Source organism: Caballeronia sp. A2-2, from assembly GCF_057612605.2.
In genome coordinates, this window is the sequence record NZ_CM172588.1 from 123809 (window position 1) to 146269 (window position 22461).

The window sequence follows — 22461 nt, forward strand, 5'->3', positions numbered from 1 at the left end:
AAATAGGCCGATCAAAGCTTGATCAGTCAAACAATAAGCCGAGAACACACCGGCTGACAGTACAGTTTGTGCCGCGCAGCTTCCGTCGTGCAAATTATCGAAAACCTGTATCCACACTTCGATTGAGGATGTGCTATGACCCCGTCAGATGTTAAAGCCACGCTATCGTTCAGCGACAATTCGCCGAGCGTCGAAATGCCGATTTACAAGGGCACCATGGGCCCGGACGTGATCGACATCCGCAAGCTGTATGGTCAGACCGGCAAGTTCACGTATGACCCGGGCTTCATGTCGACGGCCGCGTGTAATTCCGCGATCACGTATATCGATGGCGACAAGGGCGAACTGCTCTATCGCGGTTACCCGATCGAAGAACTGGCGGTGAACGCCGACTTCCTCGAAACCTGCTATCTGCTGCTGAAGGGCGAACTGCCCACCGCCGCGCAGAACAAGGAATTCGTGGACACGGTCACGCACCACACGATGGTGCATGAGCAGATGCACTTCTTCTTCCGCGGCTTCCGCCGCGATGCGCATCCGATGGCGGTGCTGGTCGCCGCCGTGGGCGCGCTGTCGGCGTTCTATCACGACTCGCTGAACATCAACGATCCGCGTCATCGCGAAGTGTCGGCCATCCGCATGATCGCCAAGCTGCCGACGCTGGTGGCCATGGCTTACAAGTTCAGCATCGGCCAGCCGTTCGTTTATCCGAAGAACGATCTGTCGTACAGCGCGAACTTCATGTACATGATGTTCTCGAACCCGTGCGAGGAGTACAAGGTCAACGACGTGCTGGTGCGCGCGCTCGACCGTATCCTGATCCTGCACGCGGATCACGAGCAGAACGCGTCGACTTCCACGGTGCGTCTGGCGGGTTCGTCGGGTGCAAATCCGTTTGCGTGTATCGCGGCCGGTATCGCTTGTCTGTGGGGCCCGGCGCACGGCGGCGCGAACGAAGCTGCGCTGAACATGCTGGAAGAAATCGGCTCGGTCGATAACATTCCCGAGTTCATCAAGCAGGTGAAGGACAAGAATTCGGGCGTGAAGCTGATGGGCTTCGGCCACCGCGTCTACAAGAACTACGACCCGCGCGCCAAGCTCATGCGCGAGACGTGCCACGAAGTGCTGGAAGAACTGGGCCTGCACGACGACCCGCTCTTCAAGCTCGCGATGGAACTGGAAAAGATCGCGCTCGAGGACGAATACTTCGTGTCGCGCAAGCTGTATCCGAACGTCGATTTCTATTCGGGCATCGTGCAGCGCGCGCTCGGCATTCCGACGTCCATGTTCACGTGTATCTTCGCGATGGCGCGCACGGTGGGCTGGATCGCGCAATGGAACGAGATGATTGCTGATCCGGAGCAGAAGATTGGGCGTCCGCGTCAGTTGTTTGTTGGGCAGACGCCGCGCGATGCGAAGGCGATTGATAAGCGGTGAGTGGTTTGGTAGGTTTGGTTTGAGAGAAACCCCGGTAAGTGATTGCCGGGGTTTTTTTCAATCCGCAAACACTTCCCTTAACACCCGCAACGTATCCGCAAGCGTCTCCTCACGAACAACACCTTCCTTCCTGACCAGCCGCACCTTATCCACCGTTCGAATCTGATCCAGCAAAATCAGCCCGTGCTTGCGTTTGAACGTCACCGGAACACGGAACGGCGCGGGCCTACCTTGCGACGTCATCGGCGCGATCATCACCGTACGCAAATGAGCATGCAGTTCATCCGGCGACACCACCACGCATGGGCGCGTTTTCTGCACTTCGCTTCCGCGCGTCGGATCGAGCGCGACCAGCCAGATATCGCCGCGCGCTACCATTCGAGCTCCGCGTCGTCATCGTTGCCGAACTCGCCCAAGACCAACGCATCGTCGCCGCTTTCGGCCACCGCGCGGCTTGCCTCCGCCCAACCTTGTCGCGGGTTGTCACGCGGCCGGCGCAGCACGATCGAATCGTTTTCGACATCCATTTCGACCTCGTTCTCCAGTCCAAGCTGAACGAGGAAGACCTTGGGAATAAGCACGCCCTGCGAGTTGCCGATCCTTCTGATAGTGGTTCTCATGAGTTCCATAGCGGTGACCAATGTTATTACGAGGTTATAATTTCGACGGTCATCCGTCAATCGCGCGCTGCCTGAGCCGCTAAGTCAAAGAGTAAGCGAAGGCCGCATCGCAAGAAAACTCGTCCAAATGGACTAGGCTAAAAGGACGCTCACCCGGGTATTCCTCATCCGGGTACTGCAACCACTACCATAACTACCTGTTTTTATTAGGTTTTTACCCTCATCCTAGTACCCGTCGCACGCTCGGAAGTGGCATAATCGTCGAACATTCCCCGCAGTCATCCAAAAAAGCGCTCACCATGGCACAGACTCTCTACGACAAATTGTGGAACACGCATGTGATCCACACGGAAGAGGACGGAACCTCGATCCTCTATATCGACCGTCACCTGCTGCATGAAGTGACGAGCCCGCAGGCGTTCGAAGGGCTGAAGCTGGAAAAGCGTCCGGTGTGGCGCATCAGCGCGAATCTGGCGGTGTCCGACCACAACGTGCCGACCACCGACCGCACGCACGGCATCGCGGACCCGATCTCGAAGCTGCAAGTCGACACGCTCGATGACAACTGCGACGCCTACGGCATCACGCAGTTCAAGATGAACGATCTGCGTCAGGGCATCGTGCATATCATCGGGCCGGAACAGGGCGCGACGTTGCCGGGCATGACCATCGTGTGCGGGGATTCGCATACGTCCACGCACGGCGCGTTCGGCGCGCTGGCGCATGGCATCGGCACGTCGGAAGTGGAACATGTGCTGGCCACGCAAACGCTCTTGCAGAAGAAGAGCAAGAACATGCTCGTGAAGGTCGAAGGCCAGTTGCCGCGCGGCTGTACCGCGAAGGACATCGTGCTGGCGATCATCGGCAAGATCGGGACTGCGGGCGGCACGGGCTACGCCATCGAATTCGGCGGCTCGACCATGCGCGCGCTCACCATGGAAGGCCGCATGACCGTCTGCAACATGGCGATCGAAGCAGGCGCGCGCGCCGGCATGGTCGCCGTGGACGACACGACCATCAGCTATCTGAAGGACCGGCCGTATTCGCCGCAGGGCGTCGAGTGGAATCAGGCGGTCGAATACTGGCGTCAGTTCAAGTCGGACCCGGACGCGAAGTTCGACCGCGTGGTGGAACTGAATGCCGCCGAGATCGTGCCGCAAGTCACGTGGGGCACGTCGCCGGAAATGGTCACGTCGATCGATGGCCGCGTGCCCGATCCCGAGCGCGAAAAAGATCCGGTCAAGCGCGACGCCATCGAGCGCGCGCTGACCTACATGGCGCTGCAACCGAACACGCCGATCGAATCCATCAAGCCGGACAAGATTTTCATCGGCTCGTGCACGAATGCGCGTATCGAAGATTTGCGCGCGGCCGCGTATGTCGTGAAGTCGCTGGGCAAGCGCGTGGCATCGAATATTCGGCTGGCGATGGTCGTGCCGGGCTCCGGTCTGGTGAAGGCGCAGGCCGAACGCGAAGGACTCGACAAGATTTTCACGAACGCGGGCTTCGAATGGCGCGAACCGGGCTGCTCCATGTGCCTCGCGATGAACGCCGACCGGCTCGATCCGGGCGAACGCTGTGCATCCACGTCGAACCGCAACTTCGAAGGTCGTCAGGGCGCGGGCGGACGCACGCACCTCGTGAGCCCCGCGATGGCCGCCGCCGCCGCGATCGAAGGCCACTTCGTCGATGTGCGCAAGCTCGCCTAACGCGCCTTACTAATCGCTCAAGGTCCGAAGATCATGGAAAAATTCACTGTGCATAGCGGGCTGGTCGCGCCGCTGGATCGCGAAAACGTCGATACGGACGCGATCATCCCGAAACAGTTTCTCAAGTCGATCAAGCGCACGGGTTTCGGCCCGAACGCGTTCGACGAATGGCGTTATCTCGATGTCGGCCAGCCCGGTCAGGACAACAGCCAACGTCCGCTGAACCCGGATTTCGTCCTGAATCAGCCGCGTTATAAAGGTGCGTCGATTCTGCTCACGCGCAAGAATTTCGGCTGCGGCAGTTCGCGCGAGCATGCGCCGTGGGCGTTGGATCAATACGGCTTTCGGGCAATCATCGCGCCGAGTTTCGCGGATATTTTCTATAACAACTGCTTCAAGAACGGCTTGCTGCCGGTCGTGCTGACGGAGCAACAGGTCGATAAGCTGTTCAACGAAACGTATGCGTTCGTGGGCTTCGAATTGACGATCGATCTGGAAGCGCAAGTCGTGCGCACCGGCGATGGCACCGAATACGCGTTCGAAGTGCCGGGCTTTCGCAAGTATTGCCTGCTGAACGGCTTCGACGATATCGGCCTCACGCTGCGTCACGCGGACAAGATTCGTCAGTACGAAGCGGAAAGGTTGACGAAGCAGCCGTGGTTGAATAACCGGCTCGTTGGTTGAAAAGACGGCTAATACGACAAGGAATCGACACATGAAAATCGCAGTCCTCCCCGGCGACGGCATCGGTCCGGAAATCACTGCCGAAGCCGTCAAGGTGCTCAATGCGCTCGGCGAGAAGTTCGAACTGGAAGAAGCGCCGGTCGGTGGCGCGGGCTACGAGGCGCAGGGTCATCCGCTGCCGGAATCCACGCTCAAGCTTGCAAAGGAATCCGATGCAATCCTGTTCGGCGCGGTCGGCGACTGGAAGTACGACAAGCTCGAACGCGCGCTGCGTCCCGAGCAGGCAATTCTCGGTCTGCGCAAGCATCTGCAACTGTTCGCGAACTTCCGTCCGGCAATTTGCTATCCGCAGTTGACGGGTGCGTCGTCGCTGAAGGCCGAGATCGTGTCAGGGCTCGATATCCTGATCGTGCGCGAACTCAACGGCGATATCTATTTCGGCCAGCCGCGCGGCGTGCGGCCTTCGCCGGACGGTTTGTTCGAAGGCGCGCAGGAAGGTTTCGACACCATGCGCTATTCCGAGCCTGAAGTGCGGCGTATCGCGCATGTGGCGTTTCAGGCGGCGCAGAAGCGCCAGAAGAAGCTCACGAGCGTCGACAAGGCGAACGTGCTGGAAACGTCGCAGTTCTGGCGCGATGTGATGATCGATGTTTCGAAGGAATATCCGGACGTCGAACTGTCGCATATGTACGTGGACAACGCCGCGATGCAACTGGTCAAAGCGCCCAAGGCGTTCGACGTCGTGGTGACCGGCAATATGTTCGGCGACATTCTCTCCGACGAAGCAGCGATGCTGACAGGTTCCATCGGCATGCTGCCATCGGCGTCGCTCGATAAGGCGAACAAGGGACTTTACGAGCCGTCGCACGGTTCCGCGCCGGATATCGCGGGCAAGGGCGTGGCCAATCCGCTCGCGACCATCCTGTCCGCCGCGATGATGCTGCGTTACTCGCTCGCTTTGACGGAGCAGGCGGACCGCATCGAAAGCGCGGTGAAGAAGGTGCTGGAGCAGGGCTACCGCACGGGCGATATCGCCACGCCGGACGGCAAGATCGTCGGCACGAAGGAAATGGGCGATGCAGTGCTGAAGGCGCTCTAAAAGCCACGATAACGATCGGCCGAATCCGCGCGAAATAACGGCCGATCGTTTCGTTTTACCGGTGTTTTCGCACGATCTGCGCGTTTTTTGCGCCTTCATCGGCTTCCATCGATGAAAACGCACGGTTATCGTGTATATTGCTTTGCTATGGCGAAGAACTCTCAATTCTCTGTGGTTTCCATCGGACGCGGCGCAAAACCCGTCTCGACGAAACTCGCCGTCAGCACGCGCACCGGTGCCCTTCGCGGCATCGCTCAAACGCGCATTACGAAAGTCTCCATCAAAACGATCACGATTCGCTGATCGTCCCTCGTGTCCGAGCGTCTTCCCCGCGCGGCCACGCCGGGTAAAGGTGCGGGGAAGCGTCCACTTCAAGGGTAGTGAGTCATGAACGTAGGTCTCGTTGGTTGGCGCGGCATGGTCGGCAGCGTCCTGATGCAACGCATGCAGCAGGAAGGCGACTTCGATCTGATCGAACCGGTGTTCTTCAGCACCAGCAATGCGGGCGGCAACGCGCCGTCGTTCGCGAAAAACGAGACGAAGCTCAAAGATGCGACAAGCATCGACGACCTGAAAAAGTGCGATGCCATCATCACGTGTCAGGGCGGCGATTACACCAACGAGGTGTATCCGAAGCTGCGCGCGGCGGGCTGGAAGGGCTACTGGATCGACGCGGCCTCGGCGCTGCGCATGAAGGACGATGCGGTCATCATCCTCGATCCGGTGAACCTCGACGTCATCAAGGATTCGCTGGTCAAGGGCGGCCGCGATTTCGTCGGCGGCAATTGCACGGTCAGCCTCATGCTGATGGCGCTCGGCGGCCTGTTCCGCGAGAACCTCGTCGACTGGATGACGGCGATGACCTATCAGGCCGCATCCGGCGCGGGCGCGCAAAACATGCGTGAACTGCTGCAGCAAATGGGCGTGCTCTACGGCGCGGCGAAGGAAGATCTGGCCGATCCTTCGTCGGCGATTCTCGACATCGACCGTCGCGTGCTCGCTGCCATGAACGGCGAACGCATGCCTGTCGACAACTTCGGCGTGCCGCTCGCTGGCTCGCTGATTCCGTGGATCGACAAGGATCTCGGCAACGGCATGTCGAAGGAAGAATGGAAGGGCGGCGCGGAAACCAACAAGATTCTCGGCAAGCCGGCGATGGGCCAGCCGGGTTCCATTCCCGTCGATGGTCTGTGCGTACGCATCGGCGCGATGCGCTGCCACTCGCAGGCGCTGACCATCAAGCTGAAAAAGGATGTGCCGCTGGACGAAGTGAACGGCATCCTCGCATCGGCCAACGATTGGGTGAAGGTCGTGCCGAACGAGCGCGATGCCTCCATGCGCGATCTCTCGCCCGCGGTCGTCACGGGCACGCTGACGGTGCCGGTCGGCCGTCTGCGCAAGCTCGCGATGGGCGGCGAATACCTGTCCGCGTTCACGGTCGGCGACCAGTTGCTGTGGGGCGCGGCCGAACCGCTGCGCCGGATGCTTCGCATTCTGTTGGACAAGTAAAGTAAACTACGCGCTTCGGAAGCGCTGGGCATGTCAGAGAGCGCCGCGCTTCCCCGCGGCGCTTTTTGTTTGTGCGGCCACGTGCTGGAAGTTTTCATCGTTCATTCTTCGTCGCGCCCTGGAGCTTCAATGATTCAACGACCTCTCCGGTCCCTCGTCTCATCCGCGCATGCGGTGTTTGCCGTAGCGATTTTCGCGGTCAGCGCGGCATGCTGGCTGCCTCCCGCCGATGCCTTCGCCCAGGCAAGCGATGCAGCAGCGGCCGCCGTACCTTCCGGGCAGACGTATGCAGTGAAACCGGGGCAGTCGCTCAACGACGTCGCGGGCGATATCACCGGTTCGAAGGATCGCGATGTGCGTCAGAAAATGGCGCGTCAGCTTTTCGAGGCCAATCCGAACTCGTTCGCGGGACACGACATCAACAAGCTGAAGCTCGGGGCGGTGCTCAATGTGCCGGGCGCGGAACCGGTCGTGGCTGCCTCCGAGGTCGTTGCCTCGGCGCCTGCTGTGCCGCAAGTTGCGTCGGCGCCTGCTCAGACCGAGGCGGCATCGACGCCTGCGCCAGGCGCGGCGGCATCGGAGAGTGCGCCGGTGGCTTCGGCACCGGCTGTGCAGGAGGCGTCGAGCGTGTCGGCGCAGCCTGGACCGGCGTCTCAGCCTGCACCGGTAGCGGTGGCAAGTGCGCCCGAATCAGCTTCGGCAACCACACCGGCACACACGGGCCCGGACCCGACGATCTACGGCGCAGCCGCAACCTTGTTGGTCGCGCTGGCCATCTTCTTCAAGTGGCGAAGTGAAAAGCAGGCGCGCAAGGTCGCGGCCAGCCGTGCGGCTGCCATGGACCCCGCTGCCCCGCGCACATTCGCGACGCTGGAAGAAGCACAAGCCGATGCCGATGCGCGCAATCGCGCACTTCAGGAGCAACGCGAGCGCGAAGCGCGGGCCAACGAAACAGCGCTCGAGCGTGTCAACAAGGCCGCACCGCAGGCAAAGGTCGCCGAGGCGCCCGCGCCCGCCAGGCCCGACCCCGTGCCTTCCGCTCCACCGCAGGACGACGCGTTCCAGCCGGTCGCGCCTGCCGCGCATCATCCTGCTTTCGTGCCGCCGCTTCCTCACGCACAGCCTGTCGATGCGCCGAAGCCCGAAGCGCCGCCCGTCCACGCAGACGAAACCGCCGCCCGCGAAGCCCTGGCGCGCGATCTGCACGCCCGCGAAATGCAGTTGCGCGATGCCGAAGCCCGTCAGGCATCGCAGGAAGAAGTGCATGCGCAACTGGCGCGCGATGCGGCAGCGCGCGAGATCAACGCGCACGGTGCGGAACTGCGCGCGGCTCAGGCCGAAGCGGCCGAACACCGTGACGAGAGCGCCGAGGACGACGAATATCGCGACGACGAGCGGTCGCCCGCACCGCGTTTCCCGATGCCGAAATTCGCGCAGGAAGCTGTTCAGGCGCTCGGTTCGCTCGAACTCGGCTTGCCGCCGCGCATGGAATTAACGCTGAATTTGCCGAGCGGCACGGTGACGTCGCACGGCATGCAACCGCCCGAACCCGAGCGCGCACCCATCGATCCCGCGCCATTCACGCCGCAACCCGTTGCCGAACATGCGGGCGAGAGCGCGGTTTTGCACGCGCCTTCGGTCGAATCGGAGATCGAAGCGGGGACGGCGGGCGCCGCGTCCGTTGCCGGACTGGGCGCGACGCAGTTTCCGCCGTTGAGCATGGACTTCAACGCCGGCCTGCCCAAGAGCCAGACCGAACCGTTGCCCGCGATGACCAACGCGCAACTGGCAGCCATCGCGCGAAACAAGCTCGAACTCGCGGGCGAATACATCGAACTGGGCGATTTGCCGGGCGCGCGCACGCTGCTTCAGGAAGTGATTGCCGCGAACGATCCGGCAACACGTCAACGCGCGGCTTCGTTGTTGTCGACGCTTGCCCCGCACGCCTGAAATGCGCATTGCTTTGGGCGTTCAGTACGACGGGTCGGCGTTTTGCGGCTGGCAGTCTCAGCCGCACGGTAAGACAGTGCAGGACACGCTGGAGCGCGCGCTCACCGAGTTCGCGCAGATGCCGCTGCAAACCGTGGTCGCAGGGCGCACGGACACGGGCGTTCACGGCCTCGGACAGGTCGTTCATATCGATACGGACATCGCGCGCACCGAGTTTTCGTGGGTGCGCGGCACGAATGCGTTTCTTCCCGAAACCGTCGCCGTGCAATGGGCGAAGCCGATGCCCGACGACTTCCACGCGCGTTTCGCGGCCTTCGAGCGCACGTATTACTACGTGTTGTACGTGAATCCGGTGCGTTCGCCCATGCTCGCGAAACGCGCGGGCTGGGTGCACACGCCGCTCGATGTCGAGGCGATGCGGGAAGCGGTGCGGCATCTCATCGGCGAACACGATTTTTCCTCGTTCCGCGCCGCCGATTGCCAATCCAAGACGCCCATCAAACATCTCTATCAGATCGATGTGCGCGAGCAGGGAGATTTCGTCCATTTTCGGTTTCGCGCGAATGCGTTCCTGCATCACATGGTGCGCAATCTGATGGGATGCTTCGTCGCGATCGGGCGGGGCCGTCATCCGTCGTCATGGATGGCCGAAGTTCTGGCCGCACGCGATCGCCGGGCCGCCGCGCCCACCTTCATGCCGGACGGGCTGTATCTGGCCGAGGTCGGTTATCCTGAACGTTTCGAGGTGCCTGCTGCGCGCGTCGCGGCATCGCCTTGGAGCGCCATCTGGACGGATACGGAATGATCGAAGAGAAAGATCGCGATTTGCATCGCACGAGAATCAAGCTGTGCGGCTTGTCGAAACCGGAAGACGTGGACCATGCCGTCGCGCTCGGCGCGGATGCCGTGGGCTTTGTGTTTTATCCGCCGAGCCCGCGCTACGTCGGTGTGGAAAAAGCGGCAGACCTTGCGCGGCGCGTGCCTTCGCTGGTGTCGTCGGTGGGATTGTTCGTCAACGCGACGCCCGAATGGATACGGGAAGTCACCTCCGCCGTGCCGCTCTCGCTCCTGCAGTTTCACGGTGACGAAACACCCGAACAATGCGCCGAACTCGCCGGCATTGCGGGTTTGCCCTATTGGCGTGCCATGCGTGTTGGGCCTGATGCAGTCGCAAGTGATTTGCTAGAATCGTCACTTAACTATGCAGCCGCAAACGGCATATTGCTGGATGCTCTGGTCGAGGGCTTCGGCGGCGGCGGAAAGGTATTCGATTGGTCACTTATCCCAACAGATCTCGGGCATCTGGCCGTTTTGAGTGGTGGGTTGAACGCGCAAAACGTCAGTGATGCCATCCGGCGAGTGCGCCCGTACGGGGTCGATGTCTCCAGCGGCATCGAAGCGGCCGGCGCACGGGGCGTGAAGGATCACGCCCGAATGGCGGCGTTCGTTCGCGCGGTGCGCGCGGCGGACGCTGAACGAATCTAGCGGCGTCCGTCTTGCGGGCGTCGTCGAAAGAGAGTGATGCAATGTACAACTTGCCTGACGAAAGAGGCCACTTCGGCCAATATGGCGGCGTTTTCGTGTCGGAAACGCTCATTCATGCACTGGACGAATTGCGTGTCGCCTATGACACCGCGCGCCAGGATCCCGAGTTTCAAAAAGAGTACGACTACGAGCTCAAGCACTACGTAGGCCGTCCGTCGCCTATTTATCACGCCAAGCGTTGGAGCGAAATGCTTGGCGGTGCGCAGCTTTATCTGAAGCGTGAAGATTTGAATCACACGGGCGCGCACAAGGTCAACAACGTGATCGGACAGGCGTTGCTCGCGCGGAAGATGGGCAAGCCACGTGTGATCGCGGAAACGGGCGCAGGTCAGCATGGTGTGGCGACGGCAACCATTGCCGCGCGTTTCGGCATGGAATGCGTCGTGTATATGGGTTCGGAGGACGTGAAACGTCAGGCGGCCAATGTCTATCGCATGAAGCTGCTGGGCGCGACCGTGGTTCCGGTCGAATCCGGTTCGAAAACGCTGAAAGACGCGCTCAACGAAGCCATGCGCGACTGGGTCACCAACGTTGAAAACACGTTCTACATCATCGGCACGGTGGCCGGCCCGCATCCTTATCCGATGATGGTCCGCGACTTTCAACGCGTGATCGGTGACGAATGCCTCGTGCAGATGCCCGAAATGACCGGTCGCCAGCCCGATGCCGTGATCGCGTGCGTTGGCGGCGGTTCGAATGCGATGGGCATCTTTTATCCGTATATCGAAGAAAAAGATGTTCGGCTGATCGGCGTCGAGGCCGCGGGCGATGGCATCGAAACGGGGCGCCATGCGGCTTCGTTGATCGTCGGCAGTCCGGGCGTGCTTCATGGCAACCGTACTTATCTGCTTCAGGACGACAACGGTCAGATCATCGAGACGCATTCGGTGTCGGCGGGGCTGGATTATCCCGGCGTTGGGCCTGAGCACGCGTGGCTGAAGGATATCGGCCGCGCGGAGTACGTCGGCATTACGGACGACGAAGCGCTCCAGGCCTTCCACGATTGCTGCCGCATCGAAGGCATCATTCCGGCGCTCGAATCGAGTCACGCGCTGGCGTATGGCGCGAAGCTCGCGCGGACGCTGTCGCGTGACAAGGTGCTGCTCGTCAACTTGTCGGGCCGTGGCGACAAGGATATGCACACCGTTGCCGAGCGTTCGGGCATCCAGTTCTAAAACCAAGAGACGATGCGCACTGTCATCGAAGACCCGCTGTCGGTCGGCGCCCTGCGGGGCGTCGATATCGACATTCGCCACTGCGATTTTCTCGCCGATGCCGCGAGCATTCCCGATGCGTCGATCGATCTGATCGTCGCGGACCCGCCCTATGGATTGGGCAAGGACTACGGGAACGACTCCGACATGCTTTCCGGCGAGGCGTTTCTTGAGTGGACCTTTCGCTGGTTGGAACTGGCGATTCCGAAGCTCAAGCGCAGTGGTTCGCTGTATATCTTCTGCACCTGGCAATATTCGCCCGAGTTGTTTGTGTTTCTGAAGCGTCACCTGCTGATGATCAATGAGATCGTCTGGGACCGGCGCGTTCCGAGCATGGGCGGCACGACGCGGAAATTTACCTCAGTGCATGACAACATCGGCTATTTCGCGGTATCGAAGGATTACTTCTTCGATCTCGATCCGGTGCGCATCCCCTACGATCCAGTGACGAAGAAAGCGCGTTCGCGCAAGATTTTCGAAGGCAGCAAGTGGCTGGAGATGGGCTACAACCCGAAGGATGTCTGGTCGATCTCGCGGTTGCATCGCCAGCATGCGGAGCGGGTGGATCATCCGACGCAAAAGCCGTTGGAAATCGTCGAGCGGATGGTGCTGGCAAGTTGTCCGCCCGGTGGTCGCGTGCTCGATCCGTTCATGGGAAGCGGCACGACTGCCGTTGCCTGTGCGCGTCATGGACGGTTATTTACCGGCTATGAGATCAACGCCGACTACTGCGAGATTGCGCGGCGGCGTATCGATGAAGCGCGCGAAACGCGGCTCGTCCTGCCCGCGCAAACTGCTCCCGCCATCGTGGAATCTGCCGAATAATTCGTCGCTGATCGCGTCAGATGCATGCAGCATCGACGCCAATGAATACGACTTCGAGAAAATCTCATGTCCCGTATCGAAAAGACTTTCGCGGCGTTGGCCGCGCAGGGCAAGAAAGGCCTTATTCCCTTTATCACCGCAGGCGATCCGAACCCGGAACAGACCGTCGAATTCATGCACGCGCTCGCCAAGGGCGGCGCGGATGTGATCGAGCTCGGCGTGCCGTTTTCCGACCCGATGGCGGATGGTCCCGTCATTCAACGTTCGTCCGAGCGCGCATTGGCGCGTGGCGTCACGCTCAAGCGCGTGCTGGCGGACGTCGCGCGCTTCCGGGAAACCGACGACAAAACGCCCGTCGTCCTGATGGGCTATGCGAACCCGATCGAACGCATGGGCAACGATGCCTTCGTGAAGGCAGCAAAAGAAGCCGGTGTGGATGGCGTGCTGGTGGTCGACTACCCGCCCGAGGAAGCCGAAGCGTTCGGTCAGACCATGCGCGCGGCGGGCATCGATCCGATCTTCCTGCTCGCGCCGACCTCGACGGACGATCGCATCGCGGCAGTCGGCAAAATCGCGAGTGGCTACGTCTATTACGTCTCGCTGAAAGGCGTGACGGGCGCGGCGAATCTGGACGTTTCCAGCATCGCGAGTAAAATCCCGGCCATCAAGTCGCATGTGCCGCTGCCGGTCGGCGTCGGTTTCGGCATTCGCGATGCTCAAACGGCGCGCGCCGTATCGAAAGTGGCGGATGCCGTGGTGATCGGCAGCCGGCTCGTGCAATTGCTGGAAGACGCACCGCCCGCGACGGCGGCCGCGTCGCTGACGAGCTTCATCGCCGAGATTCGACAGGCGCTGGATCACGCCGAGTAAAATTCGTCGCCGCGGGCGCGCCGTCACTCCAGGATAGCGCGCCCCGACACCCTGAATCAGTGAAGGAATTACGATGAGCTGGCTCGACAAATTGTTGCCGCCCAAGATCAAACAAACCGATCCCAAAAGCCGCAAGGGCATCCCCGAGGGGCTGTGGGTGAAGTGTCCGTCGTGCGAGGCCGTGCTGTATCGCAACGACGTGGAGGCGAATCTGCACGTTTGCCCGAAGTGCAGCCATCACATGCGGATTGGCGCGCGCGAACGGCTCGACCGCCTGCTCGATCCGGAAGGCCGCTATGAAATCGGTCAGGAAGTGGTGCCGGTCGATGCGCTGAAGTTCAAGGACAGCCGCAAGTATCCGGACCGTATCAAGGAAGCCATGGACGACACCGGCGAAACCGACGCCATGGTCGTCATGGGCGGCGCGATCCACACCATTCCGTGCGTGGTTGCGTGCTTCGAGTTCTCCTTCATGGGCGGCTCGATGGGCTCCGTGGTCGGCGAGCGCTTCGTGCGTGGCGCGCGCAATGCGCTGGAGCAGAACGTGCCGTTCATCTGCTTTACCGCTTCCGGTGGCGCGCGCATGCAGGAAAGCCTGCTTTCGCTCATGCAGATGGCGAAAACCACTGCCTTGCTCACGCGCCTGTCCGATGCAAAATTGCCGTTCATTTCCGTGCTGACCGACCCGACCATGGGCGGCGTTTCCGCGAGCTTTGCCTTTTTGGGCGATGTCGTGATCGCCGAACCGAAAGCGCTGATCGGTTTCGCCGGGCCGCGCGTGATCGAACAAACGGTGCGTGAGAAGTTGCCGGAAGGCTTCCAACGCGCGGAATTCCTGATGCAGAAGGGCGCGGTCGATATGATCGTGGATCGCCGCAAGATGCGCGAGGAAATCGCTCAGTTGATGGCGCTGATGACGCGTCAACCCGCCGACGCCGTCGCCTGATTCGTCGGACGCAGCGCCCGCGCCGCGCGAGAGCCCGCTTAAGGTTCCGCGCGGCGTTGTTGTTTTTACTATCTCGAAAATGACCACATTTCCCACTCTCGACGCGTGGCTTGCTCATCTGGAAGCGGCGCATCCGGTCGGCATCGACATGGGCCTGACGCGCATCGGCAAGGTGAAGGACGCGCTAGGGCTGAAGTTCGACTGTCCGGTGATTACCGTCGGCGGCACGAACGGCAAGGGCTCGACCTGCGCGATCCTCGAAACCATTCTGCTGCGCGCGGGTTATCGCGTCGGCTGCCATACGTCGCCGCATCTGATGCAATTCAACGAGCGCGCGCGCATCGACGGCAACGAGGCGAGCGATGCCGATCTGCTCGAACATTTCGAAGCAGTGGAGCAGGCGCGCGTCAGTCTTGCCGAACCCGTTTCGCTGACGTACTTCGAATTCACGACGCTGGCGATCCTGCGCCTGTTCGCCTCGCGTGGGCTCGATGCGGTAATTCTCGAAGTCGGTCTCGGCGGGCGGCTCGATGCGGTGAACATCGTAGATACGGATTGCGCGGTGGTGACGAGCATCGACATCGATCACACGGAATATCTGGGCGACACGCGCGAGAAGATCGGTTTCGAGAAAGCGGGCATTTTCCGCTCGGGCAAGCCCGCGATTTGCGGGGATCCTTCGCCGCCGCAAAGTTTGATCGATCACGCGGAAGCGATCGGCGCGGATTTGTGGCTGGTCGGACGCGATTTCCGTTACGAAGCGCAGCCGGGCAACGAGCGTCAGCAGTGGAGTTATCTGGGACGCGAGCAGCGTCGGCCCGCGTTGGCTTATCCGGCGCTGCGCGGCGCGAATCAGCTCATCAACACGGCGGCGGCGCTGGCCGCGCTCGAATCGCTGCGGGATCGCGTGCCGGTTTCCGCGCAGGATATTCGGCTCGGACTCGCCAATGTCGAGCTTCCGGGGCGTTTTCAGGTGTTGCCGGGCAAGCCGCAAATCATCCTCGACGTGGCGCACAACCCGCATGCGGCGGCGGTGTTGGGGCAAAATCTCGGCAATATGGGCTATTCTCCCTACACTTACGCGGTGTTCGGTGCCATGCGCGATAAGGACATCGCCGGCGTGGTACGCCAGTTGACGAGCGAAGTCGATCACTGGAACGTGACCGCGCTACCCACGCCGCGCGGTGCTACGCCTGACCAACTCGAAGCCGCCTTGCGTGAAGCCGGTGTCAACGACGGCCCCGACAGCAGCGTTGCTAAATTTGAGACACCCGCCGAAGCATTTCGAGATGCGTTAAGCCGGGCGTCTGAAAATGATAGAATTTTGGTTTTCGGCAGTTTCTACACGGTAGCAGGCGTCATGGCCTACCGGAGATCGCAGCACAACTGAGTTGAGCAAGATCGCAGGGACGGCAGGCCGTCAGCGCATCACGCACCAGGCGATACATGGGAATTTTCTCGTTCGGCAAAAAAGACGACTCCGGTCGTGACGGCTACTCCGACTCCGATTCGTCGCGCGGCATGCGTCACACCGTGCGCACGGAACGTCGCACGCGCCGCACCGAGCGCACCGACGCCGACGCAATGATGCTCGACCCCACCTTGCCCGAGAAGCAGCGCGCGCGCAGACGTCTGGTCGGCGCCATCGCACTGGTGCTTGCGGCGGTCATTATCTTGCCAATGGTGCTGGACTCGCGTCCCAAGCCCGTCAGCGACGACATCTCCATCGATATCCCGAGCCGCCCCGCGCCCGCCGTGAAGCAGTCACGCGAAGCCCGCGATGCCGACACGCAAGCTGGCGTCGCCCCGGATAGCCCGGCGGCTGCATCCGGTGGTGTGAGTGCGGGTATCGCGACGCCGCAAGCCGCGCCGGCCAAGCCTGCGGCATCCGCTCCCGCGCCTGTTGCTAAAGCACCGGAAGCAAAAGCACCGGCCGCAAAAGCACCACCCGCCGAAGAACAAACAACCGCAGCCCCAGCCACGCCCGCATCGTCCGCAGGCAGCCGCTTCGTGCTGCAAATCGGCCAGTTCGACGATGAAACCATCGCGCAGAACTGGGTGAGCAAGTTGAAAGCGGCGGGTGTGCCCGCATATCTCGAACATCGCAAGCAGTCGGACGGCTCCACGCGCTCGCTGTTGCAGGCAGGACCGTTCCCGGATCGCACGTCGGCGCAAGCGGCACTCGTGAAGGTGCGTCAGGCCGGTCTGGGCGGTGGTCCACGGCGCGCGAACTGAAGCCGGCGTGCGCCTGATGTTCACGAGTTTCGACTATGCCGTGATGGCGGTGATCGGCCTGTCCGCGCTGCGCGGCATGTGGCGCGGTCTGGTCGCCGAGGCGTTCGGGCTGATCGGCTGGGGCGTGGCGCTGGTCATCGGCGGGCGGTTTGTCGGCGTGGTCGCGCCGTATATTCCGTCGACGTGGCCGGGCGGTCAGCTTACGCAATGGCTGGTGGCTTTCGTGCTGGTGGTGGGTGCGGTGCTGCTGCTGTCGAGCGTCCTGTCGGCGCTTTTGACGCGCGTCACCGAAGTCACCGGCCTGCGCGGCGTGGACCGTTCGCTCGGACTGCTATTCGGTCTGGTCCGAGGCGCGTTGCTGGTGGTGATTCTGGTCTCGCTGGCTGGCCTGACTGAATTGCCGAAAATGGATTTCTGGCGCAATGCGTTGCTCAGGCCCATGGCCGAGCAGGGCGTTCGCCAATTGAGACCGCTGCTCCCCGAGACGCTCGCCAAGTATGTGCATGTCGCCCCCGAAGATTCGGGCGGCGCGGCGCGAAACGCCGCACAATAGCGAACGGCTGGCAACGCGAGGAACATGCGATGTCCGGCCATCCGCTCCGAATTGGTTCTTGCGAACTAATTTCGAGAAAGGCGGCACCGGGTCTGCACCGTCCTGTCTACCCGTTTCGACTCTTTGAAGGACCTGCCATGTGCGGCATCGTAGGTGTAGTTTCGCAAAATCCCGTGAACCAGCTGATCTATGACAGCCTGCTCCTGTTGCAGCATCGCGGTCAGGATGCGGCTGGCATCGCCACGGTCAACGGCAATGTCTTCCACATGCACAAGGCCAATGGCATGGTGCGCGACGTGTTCCGCACGCGCAACATGCGCAGCCTGCCGGGCAACGTGGGCATCGGGCAAGTGCGCTATCCGACGGCGGGTTCCGCATCGAGCGAGGAAGAAGCGCAGCCGTTCTACGTGAACGCGCCGTTCGGCATCATTCTCGCGCATAACGGGAATCTGACGAACTGGACGCAGCTCAAGGACGAGATGTTTCGCATCGACCGGCGGCATATCAACACCGCGTCCGATACCGAAGTGCTCCTGAACGTCTTCGCGCACGAACTGCAACTGGCAAGCTCCGGACTTCAGCTCGATGCCACCGCGCTCTTCAAGGCCGTGGCGGGCGTGCATCGCCGGGTGAAGGGTTCGTATGCGATCGTTTCACTGATCGCGGGCTACGGGCTGGTTGCGTTCCGCGACCCGTTCGGCATTCGCCCGCTGGTGCTCGGCAAGCAGGAAACGGCAACCGGCGTCGAGTGGATGGTGGCATCGGAATCCGTCGCGGTGGAAGGCGTGGGCTTCGAATTCGTGCGCGATGTCGAGCCGGGCGAGGCCATCTTCATCGACAGCGACGGCAATCTCCACAGTCATCAATGCGCGGACAAGCCGACGCTCAATCCGTGCATCTTCGAACTCGTCTATCTCGCGCGTCCGGATTCGTGCCTGGACGGCGTGCCGGTGTACAACGCACGTCTGCGCATGGGCGACTATCTCGCCGAGAAGATCAAGCGCGTGTTGCCCGATGTGCCGATCGACGTGGTCATGCCGATTCCCGATTCGTCCCGCCCCGCCGCGATGCAGGTCGCCGCGAAGCTCGGCGTGGAATATCGCGAAGGCTTCTTCAAGAATCGTTACGTAGGCCGCACCTTCATCATGCCGGGGCAGGCGGTGCGCAAGAAGTCGGTGCGCCAGAAGCTCAACGCCATGGCCATCGAGTTCAAGGGCAAGAACGTGCTGATTGTGGACGATTCGATCGTGCGCGGCACGACTTCGCACGAGATCGTGCAGATGGCGCGCGATGCCGGCGCGAACAAGGTGATCTTTGCGTCCGCCGCGCCGCCGGTGAAGTATCCGAACGTGTATGGCATCGACATGCCCACGCGTGGCGAACTCGTGGCGCATGGCCGCAGCGACGACGAAGTCGCGCGCATGATCGGCGCGGATTATCTGGTTTATCAGGACGTCGAAGATCTGAAGAACGCGATTCGTGACATCAACCCGAATCTCAAGGAATTCGAGGCGTCGTGCTTCGATGGCAATTACGTGACGGGCGATGTGACGACCGATTATCTCGACCGCATCGAGACGGCGCGTCTTGCGCCGCAATCGCAATCGGATCGGGATGACGCGAGTGAAGCGCAGGAAGGCGGTGTCGCGCGTTCGCAGTTGCATTTGCAGTTGTCGGTGGAATAAGCCGACGTCTTAATCGCGTTAAAGAAAACCCGCTGTGCCGAAAGGCCAGCGGGTTTTTTCTTTTGCACCAATATTGACAGAAATCAGCAGGCTGATTGCAAGGTCGGTTAAGGATTTCCGTTAAAGTAGCGACCCAAAAAACACGCCGTCAATGCATTGCGTCGCGCGCTTCAGTCTCGAAGCGGCCGGAGCGAATGTCATGCGACGTAAAAGACTAAAAGTCGAAACTTAAACGAGAAAAAAGACCATGAAACAGAAGGCAAGACTGGGTATGTTGTGCGCACTTTCCTCGGTGCTTTTGCTCACCTCGGGATGCGCCGCCATCGTCGGGGGAACTAATCAACCCTTGTCCGTGGAAACGCGGTCGGCAGATGGCCAGGCAATCGCGGGCGCAGATTGCAAGCTCCATAATTCGAAGGGCACGTGGTACACGACGACGCCCGGCTCCGTGACCATCCACCGCTCGTTCGGCGATCTGGATGTTTCCTGCTCGAAGTCCGGTGCAGAACTCGGCACGATGATCGCAAAATCGACGGTACGCGGCTGGTTCTTCGGCAATCTTCTGTTCGGCGGTGTGATCGGTATCGGCGTCGATATCGGGACCGGCGCGGGTTTCGATTACCCGGCGGGCATCATTGTCGCCGCTCGGCACGATGATACGGCGCACGCGGAAAGTCCGGTCGCCAGCGCCGAGCCGAGTTCGCCTGCTGCGTCGCCCAAGGTTGCGGAGTAGGAATACGCGAATCGCGGATATTGAAGTCGGATGACGATGCCTAATGGCCGTCGGACGCTTTCGGTCCACCACTACGCCATTGCCCCGGCGACACGCCGAAGCGCTTCGAAAACGCATGCGTGAACGCGCTCTGATCCGCGAATCCGACATCGAGCGCGATGTCGGACAGCGCCGCACGCGGTTCGGCAAGCAGTCCGAGCGACACATCCAGCCTCAACCGATGCAGATACCGATGCGGCGTTTCCCCGAATGCCTCATTGAACAACTGATGGAAGCGCCGCATGCCGAAGCCGCAATGCGTGGCGAGATCGGCGATCCGCAGCGGCTCCGACAAATGCCGCCGAAGCCACCGGTCGATGCGCGCGAAATCGAGCCCGCGCATGAGGTCCAGCGCATGATCGTGATCGGCATCGGCCATGAGGACGCTGCACAGATGCGTGGCCGCTTGCCATGAAAAACGGCCCGGCTGCGCGATGGCTTCATCGTTCGCGCGCAGGGCAATATTCGCGACGAGTTGCGTCATGCCGTCATCGAGTTCGACGGTGCGCGCGGTTTCGAAGAAGCGCTGCGGCACCGCGACCGACGCCGCCGGCAGATCCAGCACGAGTTGGGTATTTTCGCCATCGGCCCAATAATCGTGGCTCGCGTTCGCCGGAATGATCCACGCGCGACGACTGTCGATGCACCACTCGCGCCCGTCCACGGCCATGCCCATCGCGCCGTCGAAGCCAAGCACGATCTGATGGAAGTCGTGACGATGCGTGGCCTGCACCGCCTGATAACGGCGCAGCGACACCAATGGACGATGGACGGGCGTGCTCATCGTACGGAGCTTAAACGTCGAGCAATTCCACTTCGAACACGAGCGTGGCGTTCGGCGGAATCACGCCGCCCGCGCCGCGCGCGCCGTAGCCGAGATCGGCCGGAATCGTGAGACGGCGCACGCCGCCCACTTTCATGCCCTGCACGCCTTCGTCCCAGCCCTTGATGACCATGCCGCCGCCCAGCACGAAGGCGAACGGGTCGTTGCGGTCCTTGCTGGAATCGAACTTCTGGCCGTCGGTCAGCCAGCCCGTGTAATGCACGCTGACCGTGTTGCCCGCGACGGCTTCTGCGCCGTCACCGACGGTGACATCTTCGTATTTGAGGCCGGAATCGGTCGTGACAATCGCCATGGTTGCTCCCTGGTTGCCCGGCGCCGCAAACAGCGCCGGTGGTCGAAACCATCATTGTAGAACGCCAGGGGATGGCAGGGAGGCTGCTTCGTTCGTGCAGCAGAACGAATCAGCACGAATCAGAGATGACGCCCGCGCGGCGGCTGAATGCGGTTGCCGAATGCCGTGCCGATATGCGCGTGGCCGCTCGCAGGCGTGTTCCCGTTCGTGCCGAAGTCGGTGCCGATATTCATGTCGTCCATGACGGCGGCCGCGGCCTGAACGTGCACTTCCTTCTTCGCTTGCTTTAGCGCACGCACGCGCACATAAGCCACCGCGATGAACGTCCACGGCGCGAGATAGGCGAACTCGGGCACGGAGATCATCATCATCGCCCACGTTGCCGCGCAGCATTGCCGCAACGCCATGCCGCGCGCATCCCAGTCGAGCTTGAACGCGGGATAGAGCATCAGGCCGCTGATGAACAGGAAGCCGACCAGCCCGGTGTTGACGAGCAGCGTGGAGAACAAGTCGGTCGATCGTATGTATCCGAAGCCGATGCCGAAGAGTTGATTCAACGGCGAGCCATGCGCCCACAACTCAAGCGATGCCAGGAACGTCGCGAGACGATCCGAGCCGGATTCGTTATTCCCTTCGAGCTTGTCCAGCACCATCTGCTGGAACAGGTCGCCGAGATAGCTTTGCGCGGCGAACGCGATCACGCACAGCACCGCGAGCACGACCAGCGCCTTGAGCGGATTGATACCGATCTTGCGCATGCGGATGACCGCATACGCGGCGTAGCCGATCAGCACCGTGGACGACGTGCTCATCAACAGCGACGCACCGATGATCCACACCGGCCAGCGCAGACGCGACGTCGCGTTGAAGTAAATCCAGAACGGGAAGATCGACATGGCGTACATGGACGGTTCGCCGGTCAGCGCCTTGAGACGCTGAATATTCAGTCCACCTATGCTGATGGTCTGAAACGAACTGCCGTTCACGGTGCCGTCCGAACGCACGATGCCGCGCCCGAACTGATTGCCGAATGCGCGATTGGAAATGAAATCGCCGGGGCCGCCGGTGAGAATGAAGAACACCACTTCGTAAATGCCGTAGATCGCGAACAGCGTCACGGCGGCAAGCAGCCATTGATCCCACGACGGCTTATAAAAGTGATAGACGTAAGCGCCCCACAACACGACAGCCGATACATAGATCGATTGCGTGAACATGCTCTTGCGCAGCAGGAAGGTGACGAGATCCGTGTCATCGACCATGGTGACTTTGCTGAAGTCGGCGTCGAACGGGGCGACGACATCGGCGAACTGGGTTGCGCAGAACATCATCAGCCACACGATGATGGCGGCAAGCAGAAAGTGCGACCACTTCTTGCGGCCATTGCCGCCGAACATGAGCACGACGGGTACGGACATGAAACACATGCCGTAACCAATCGTCGTACCTTGAATCGATGGAATCAAAAGGAACGACGTAATGGGCATCGCAAACGCCCAGATGCGGAAGTAGTAGTCGAGCAGCGTCGCTTTTTCTTTCATCGTCTAAGGCCTGCATGGCGCCCGTCGAATACGGGCTTGCCGATGGGAAGCGGATGGAGTGAGTTCCGTCGAATGGAATTTTCGGGCGGCGTGTGGGGGAAAACACGTTTCCACGTTCCATGCTCGCGCGA

At 61.3% G+C, this 22461-nt stretch carries 23 protein-coding genes; 18 read left to right on the top strand and 5 right to left on the bottom strand.

Annotated features, from left to right (window positions below; all coding sequences use genetic code 11):
* The first annotated feature begins 135 nt into the window (after positions 1 to 135).
* Entirely contained in the window at positions 136 to 1437 is a 1302-nt protein-coding gene (gene gltA, locus ACZCWR_RS16835) for a citrate synthase (protein ID WP_487304128.1), read from the top strand.
* Between the two features lie 57 nt (positions 1438 to 1494).
* Here the strand turns inward: gltA and ACZCWR_RS16840 are convergent, their stop codons facing one another.
* The gene (locus ACZCWR_RS16840) at positions 1495 to 1815 is read right to left on the bottom strand and encodes a type II toxin-antitoxin system PemK/MazF family toxin (RefSeq protein ID WP_487304129.1); all 321 of its coding nucleotides are present in this window, start codon (positions 1813 to 1815) and stop codon (positions 1495 to 1497) included.
* On the bottom strand, positions 1809 to 2057 hold the full coding sequence (locus tag ACZCWR_RS16845) for an AbrB/MazE/SpoVT family DNA-binding domain-containing protein (RefSeq protein WP_487304130.1): 249 nt from the start codon (positions 2055 to 2057) through the stop codon (positions 1809 to 1811). Before ACZCWR_RS16845 ends, ACZCWR_RS16840 begins: the two co-directional genes overlap by 7 nt.
* A gap of 299 nt (positions 2058 to 2356) precedes the next feature.
* On the opposite strand from ACZCWR_RS16845, the gene leuC reads away from it, so the two are divergent.
* The 17 genes from leuC (at position 2357) to ACZCWR_RS16930 (ending at position 19614) form a co-directional block, all read left to right on the top strand.
* The gene (gene leuC, locus ACZCWR_RS16850) at positions 2357 to 3766 is read left to right on the top strand and encodes a 3-isopropylmalate dehydratase large subunit (protein WP_487304131.1); all 1410 of its coding nucleotides are present in this window, start codon (positions 2357 to 2359) and stop codon (positions 3764 to 3766) included.
* A 33-nt stretch (positions 3767 to 3799) separates the two neighbouring features.
* Positions 3800 to 4450 (top strand): 3-isopropylmalate dehydratase small subunit, encoded by a 651-nt coding sequence (gene leuD / locus ACZCWR_RS16855; RefSeq protein ID WP_487304132.1) that lies wholly within the window; start codon positions 3800 to 3802, stop codon positions 4448 to 4450.
* Between the two features lie 31 nt (positions 4451 to 4481).
* Positions 4482 to 5549, top strand: coding sequence for a 3-isopropylmalate dehydrogenase (leuB, locus tag ACZCWR_RS16860; RefSeq protein ID WP_487304133.1), 1068 nt, complete (start codon positions 4482 to 4484; stop codon positions 5547 to 5549).
* Between the two features lie 111 nt (positions 5550 to 5660).
* Complete coding sequence (locus ACZCWR_RS16865; RefSeq protein WP_487304134.1) at positions 5661 to 5852, top strand: hypothetical protein; 192 nt, start codon at positions 5661 to 5663, stop codon at positions 5850 to 5852.
* Between the two features lie 84 nt (positions 5853 to 5936).
* The gene (gene asd, locus ACZCWR_RS16870; RefSeq protein WP_487304135.1) at positions 5937 to 7058 is read left to right on the top strand and encodes an aspartate-semialdehyde dehydrogenase; all 1122 of its coding nucleotides are present in this window, start codon (positions 5937 to 5939) and stop codon (positions 7056 to 7058) included.
* Between the two features lie 129 nt (positions 7059 to 7187).
* Positions 7188 to 9008 carry a FimV/HubP family polar landmark protein gene (locus tag ACZCWR_RS16875; protein ID WP_487304136.1) on the top strand — a complete coding sequence of 607 codons (1821 nt, stop codon included), beginning with the start codon at positions 7188 to 7190 and terminating at the stop codon, positions 9006 to 9008.
* 1 nt (position 9009) lies between these two features.
* Positions 9010 to 9813 (top strand): tRNA pseudouridine(38-40) synthase TruA, encoded by an 804-nt coding sequence (truA, locus tag ACZCWR_RS16880; protein WP_487304137.1) that lies wholly within the window; start codon positions 9010 to 9012, stop codon positions 9811 to 9813.
* Positions 9810 to 10493: a phosphoribosylanthranilate isomerase gene (locus tag ACZCWR_RS16885; protein WP_487304138.1), complete on the top strand. Its 684-nt coding sequence runs from the start codon at positions 9810 to 9812 to the stop codon at positions 10491 to 10493. Before truA ends, ACZCWR_RS16885 begins: the two co-directional genes overlap by 4 nt.
* 41 nt (positions 10494 to 10534) lie before the next feature.
* Positions 10535 to 11728: a tryptophan synthase subunit beta gene (gene trpB / locus ACZCWR_RS16890; protein WP_487304139.1), complete on the top strand. Its 1194-nt coding sequence runs from the start codon at positions 10535 to 10537 to the stop codon at positions 11726 to 11728.
* 12 nt (positions 11729 to 11740) lie between these two features.
* Positions 11741 to 12592, top strand: a complete 852-nt coding sequence (locus ACZCWR_RS16895; protein WP_487304140.1) for a DNA-methyltransferase — start codon at positions 11741 to 11743, stop codon at positions 12590 to 12592.
* A 66-nt stretch (positions 12593 to 12658) separates the two neighbouring features.
* Positions 12659 to 13462, top strand: a complete 804-nt coding sequence (trpA, locus tag ACZCWR_RS16900) for a tryptophan synthase subunit alpha (protein WP_487304141.1) — start codon at positions 12659 to 12661, stop codon at positions 13460 to 13462.
* 73 nt (positions 13463 to 13535) lie between these two features.
* Positions 13536 to 14408, top strand: a complete 873-nt coding sequence (accD, locus tag ACZCWR_RS16905; protein WP_487304142.1) for an acetyl-CoA carboxylase, carboxyltransferase subunit beta — start codon at positions 13536 to 13538, stop codon at positions 14406 to 14408.
* A gap of 79 nt (positions 14409 to 14487) precedes the next feature.
* The gene (gene folC, locus ACZCWR_RS16910; protein WP_487304143.1) at positions 14488 to 15798 is read left to right on the top strand and encodes a bifunctional tetrahydrofolate synthase/dihydrofolate synthase; all 1311 of its coding nucleotides are present in this window, start codon (positions 14488 to 14490) and stop codon (positions 15796 to 15798) included.
* Positions 15799 to 15854: 56 nt separating this feature from the next.
* Entirely contained in the window at positions 15855 to 16643 is a 789-nt protein-coding gene (locus ACZCWR_RS16915) for an SPOR domain-containing protein (RefSeq protein WP_487304144.1), read from the top strand.
* A gap of 16 nt (positions 16644 to 16659) precedes the next feature.
* On the top strand, positions 16660 to 17196 hold the full coding sequence (locus ACZCWR_RS16920) for a CvpA family protein (protein ID WP_487304145.1): 537 nt from the start codon (positions 16660 to 16662) through the stop codon (positions 17194 to 17196).
* 137 nt (positions 17197 to 17333) lie between these two features.
* Positions 17334 to 18881, top strand: a complete 1548-nt coding sequence (gene purF, locus ACZCWR_RS16925; RefSeq protein WP_487304146.1) for an amidophosphoribosyltransferase — start codon at positions 17334 to 17336, stop codon at positions 18879 to 18881.
* Between the two features lie 247 nt (positions 18882 to 19128).
* The gene (locus ACZCWR_RS16930) at positions 19129 to 19614 is read left to right on the top strand and encodes a hypothetical protein (RefSeq protein WP_487304147.1); all 486 of its coding nucleotides are present in this window, start codon (positions 19129 to 19131) and stop codon (positions 19612 to 19614) included.
* A gap of 40 nt (positions 19615 to 19654) precedes the next feature.
* On the opposite strand, the gene ACZCWR_RS16935 is transcribed toward ACZCWR_RS16930, so the two are convergent.
* From ACZCWR_RS16935 to ACZCWR_RS16945, 3 genes are all read right to left on the bottom strand, one after another.
* Complete coding sequence (locus tag ACZCWR_RS16935; RefSeq protein ID WP_487304148.1) at positions 19655 to 20437, bottom strand: helix-turn-helix domain-containing protein; 783 nt, start codon at positions 20435 to 20437, stop codon at positions 19655 to 19657.
* A gap of 10 nt (positions 20438 to 20447) precedes the next feature.
* Entirely contained in the window at positions 20448 to 20789 is a 342-nt protein-coding gene (locus ACZCWR_RS16940) for an FKBP-type peptidyl-prolyl cis-trans isomerase (RefSeq protein WP_487304149.1), read from the bottom strand.
* 119 nt (positions 20790 to 20908) lie between these two features.
* A complete protein-coding gene (locus ACZCWR_RS16945) occupies positions 20909 to 22330 on the bottom strand; it encodes a hypothetical protein (protein ID WP_487304150.1) in 1422 nt (473 codons plus the stop codon).
* Positions 22331 to 22461: the final 131 nt, after the last annotated feature.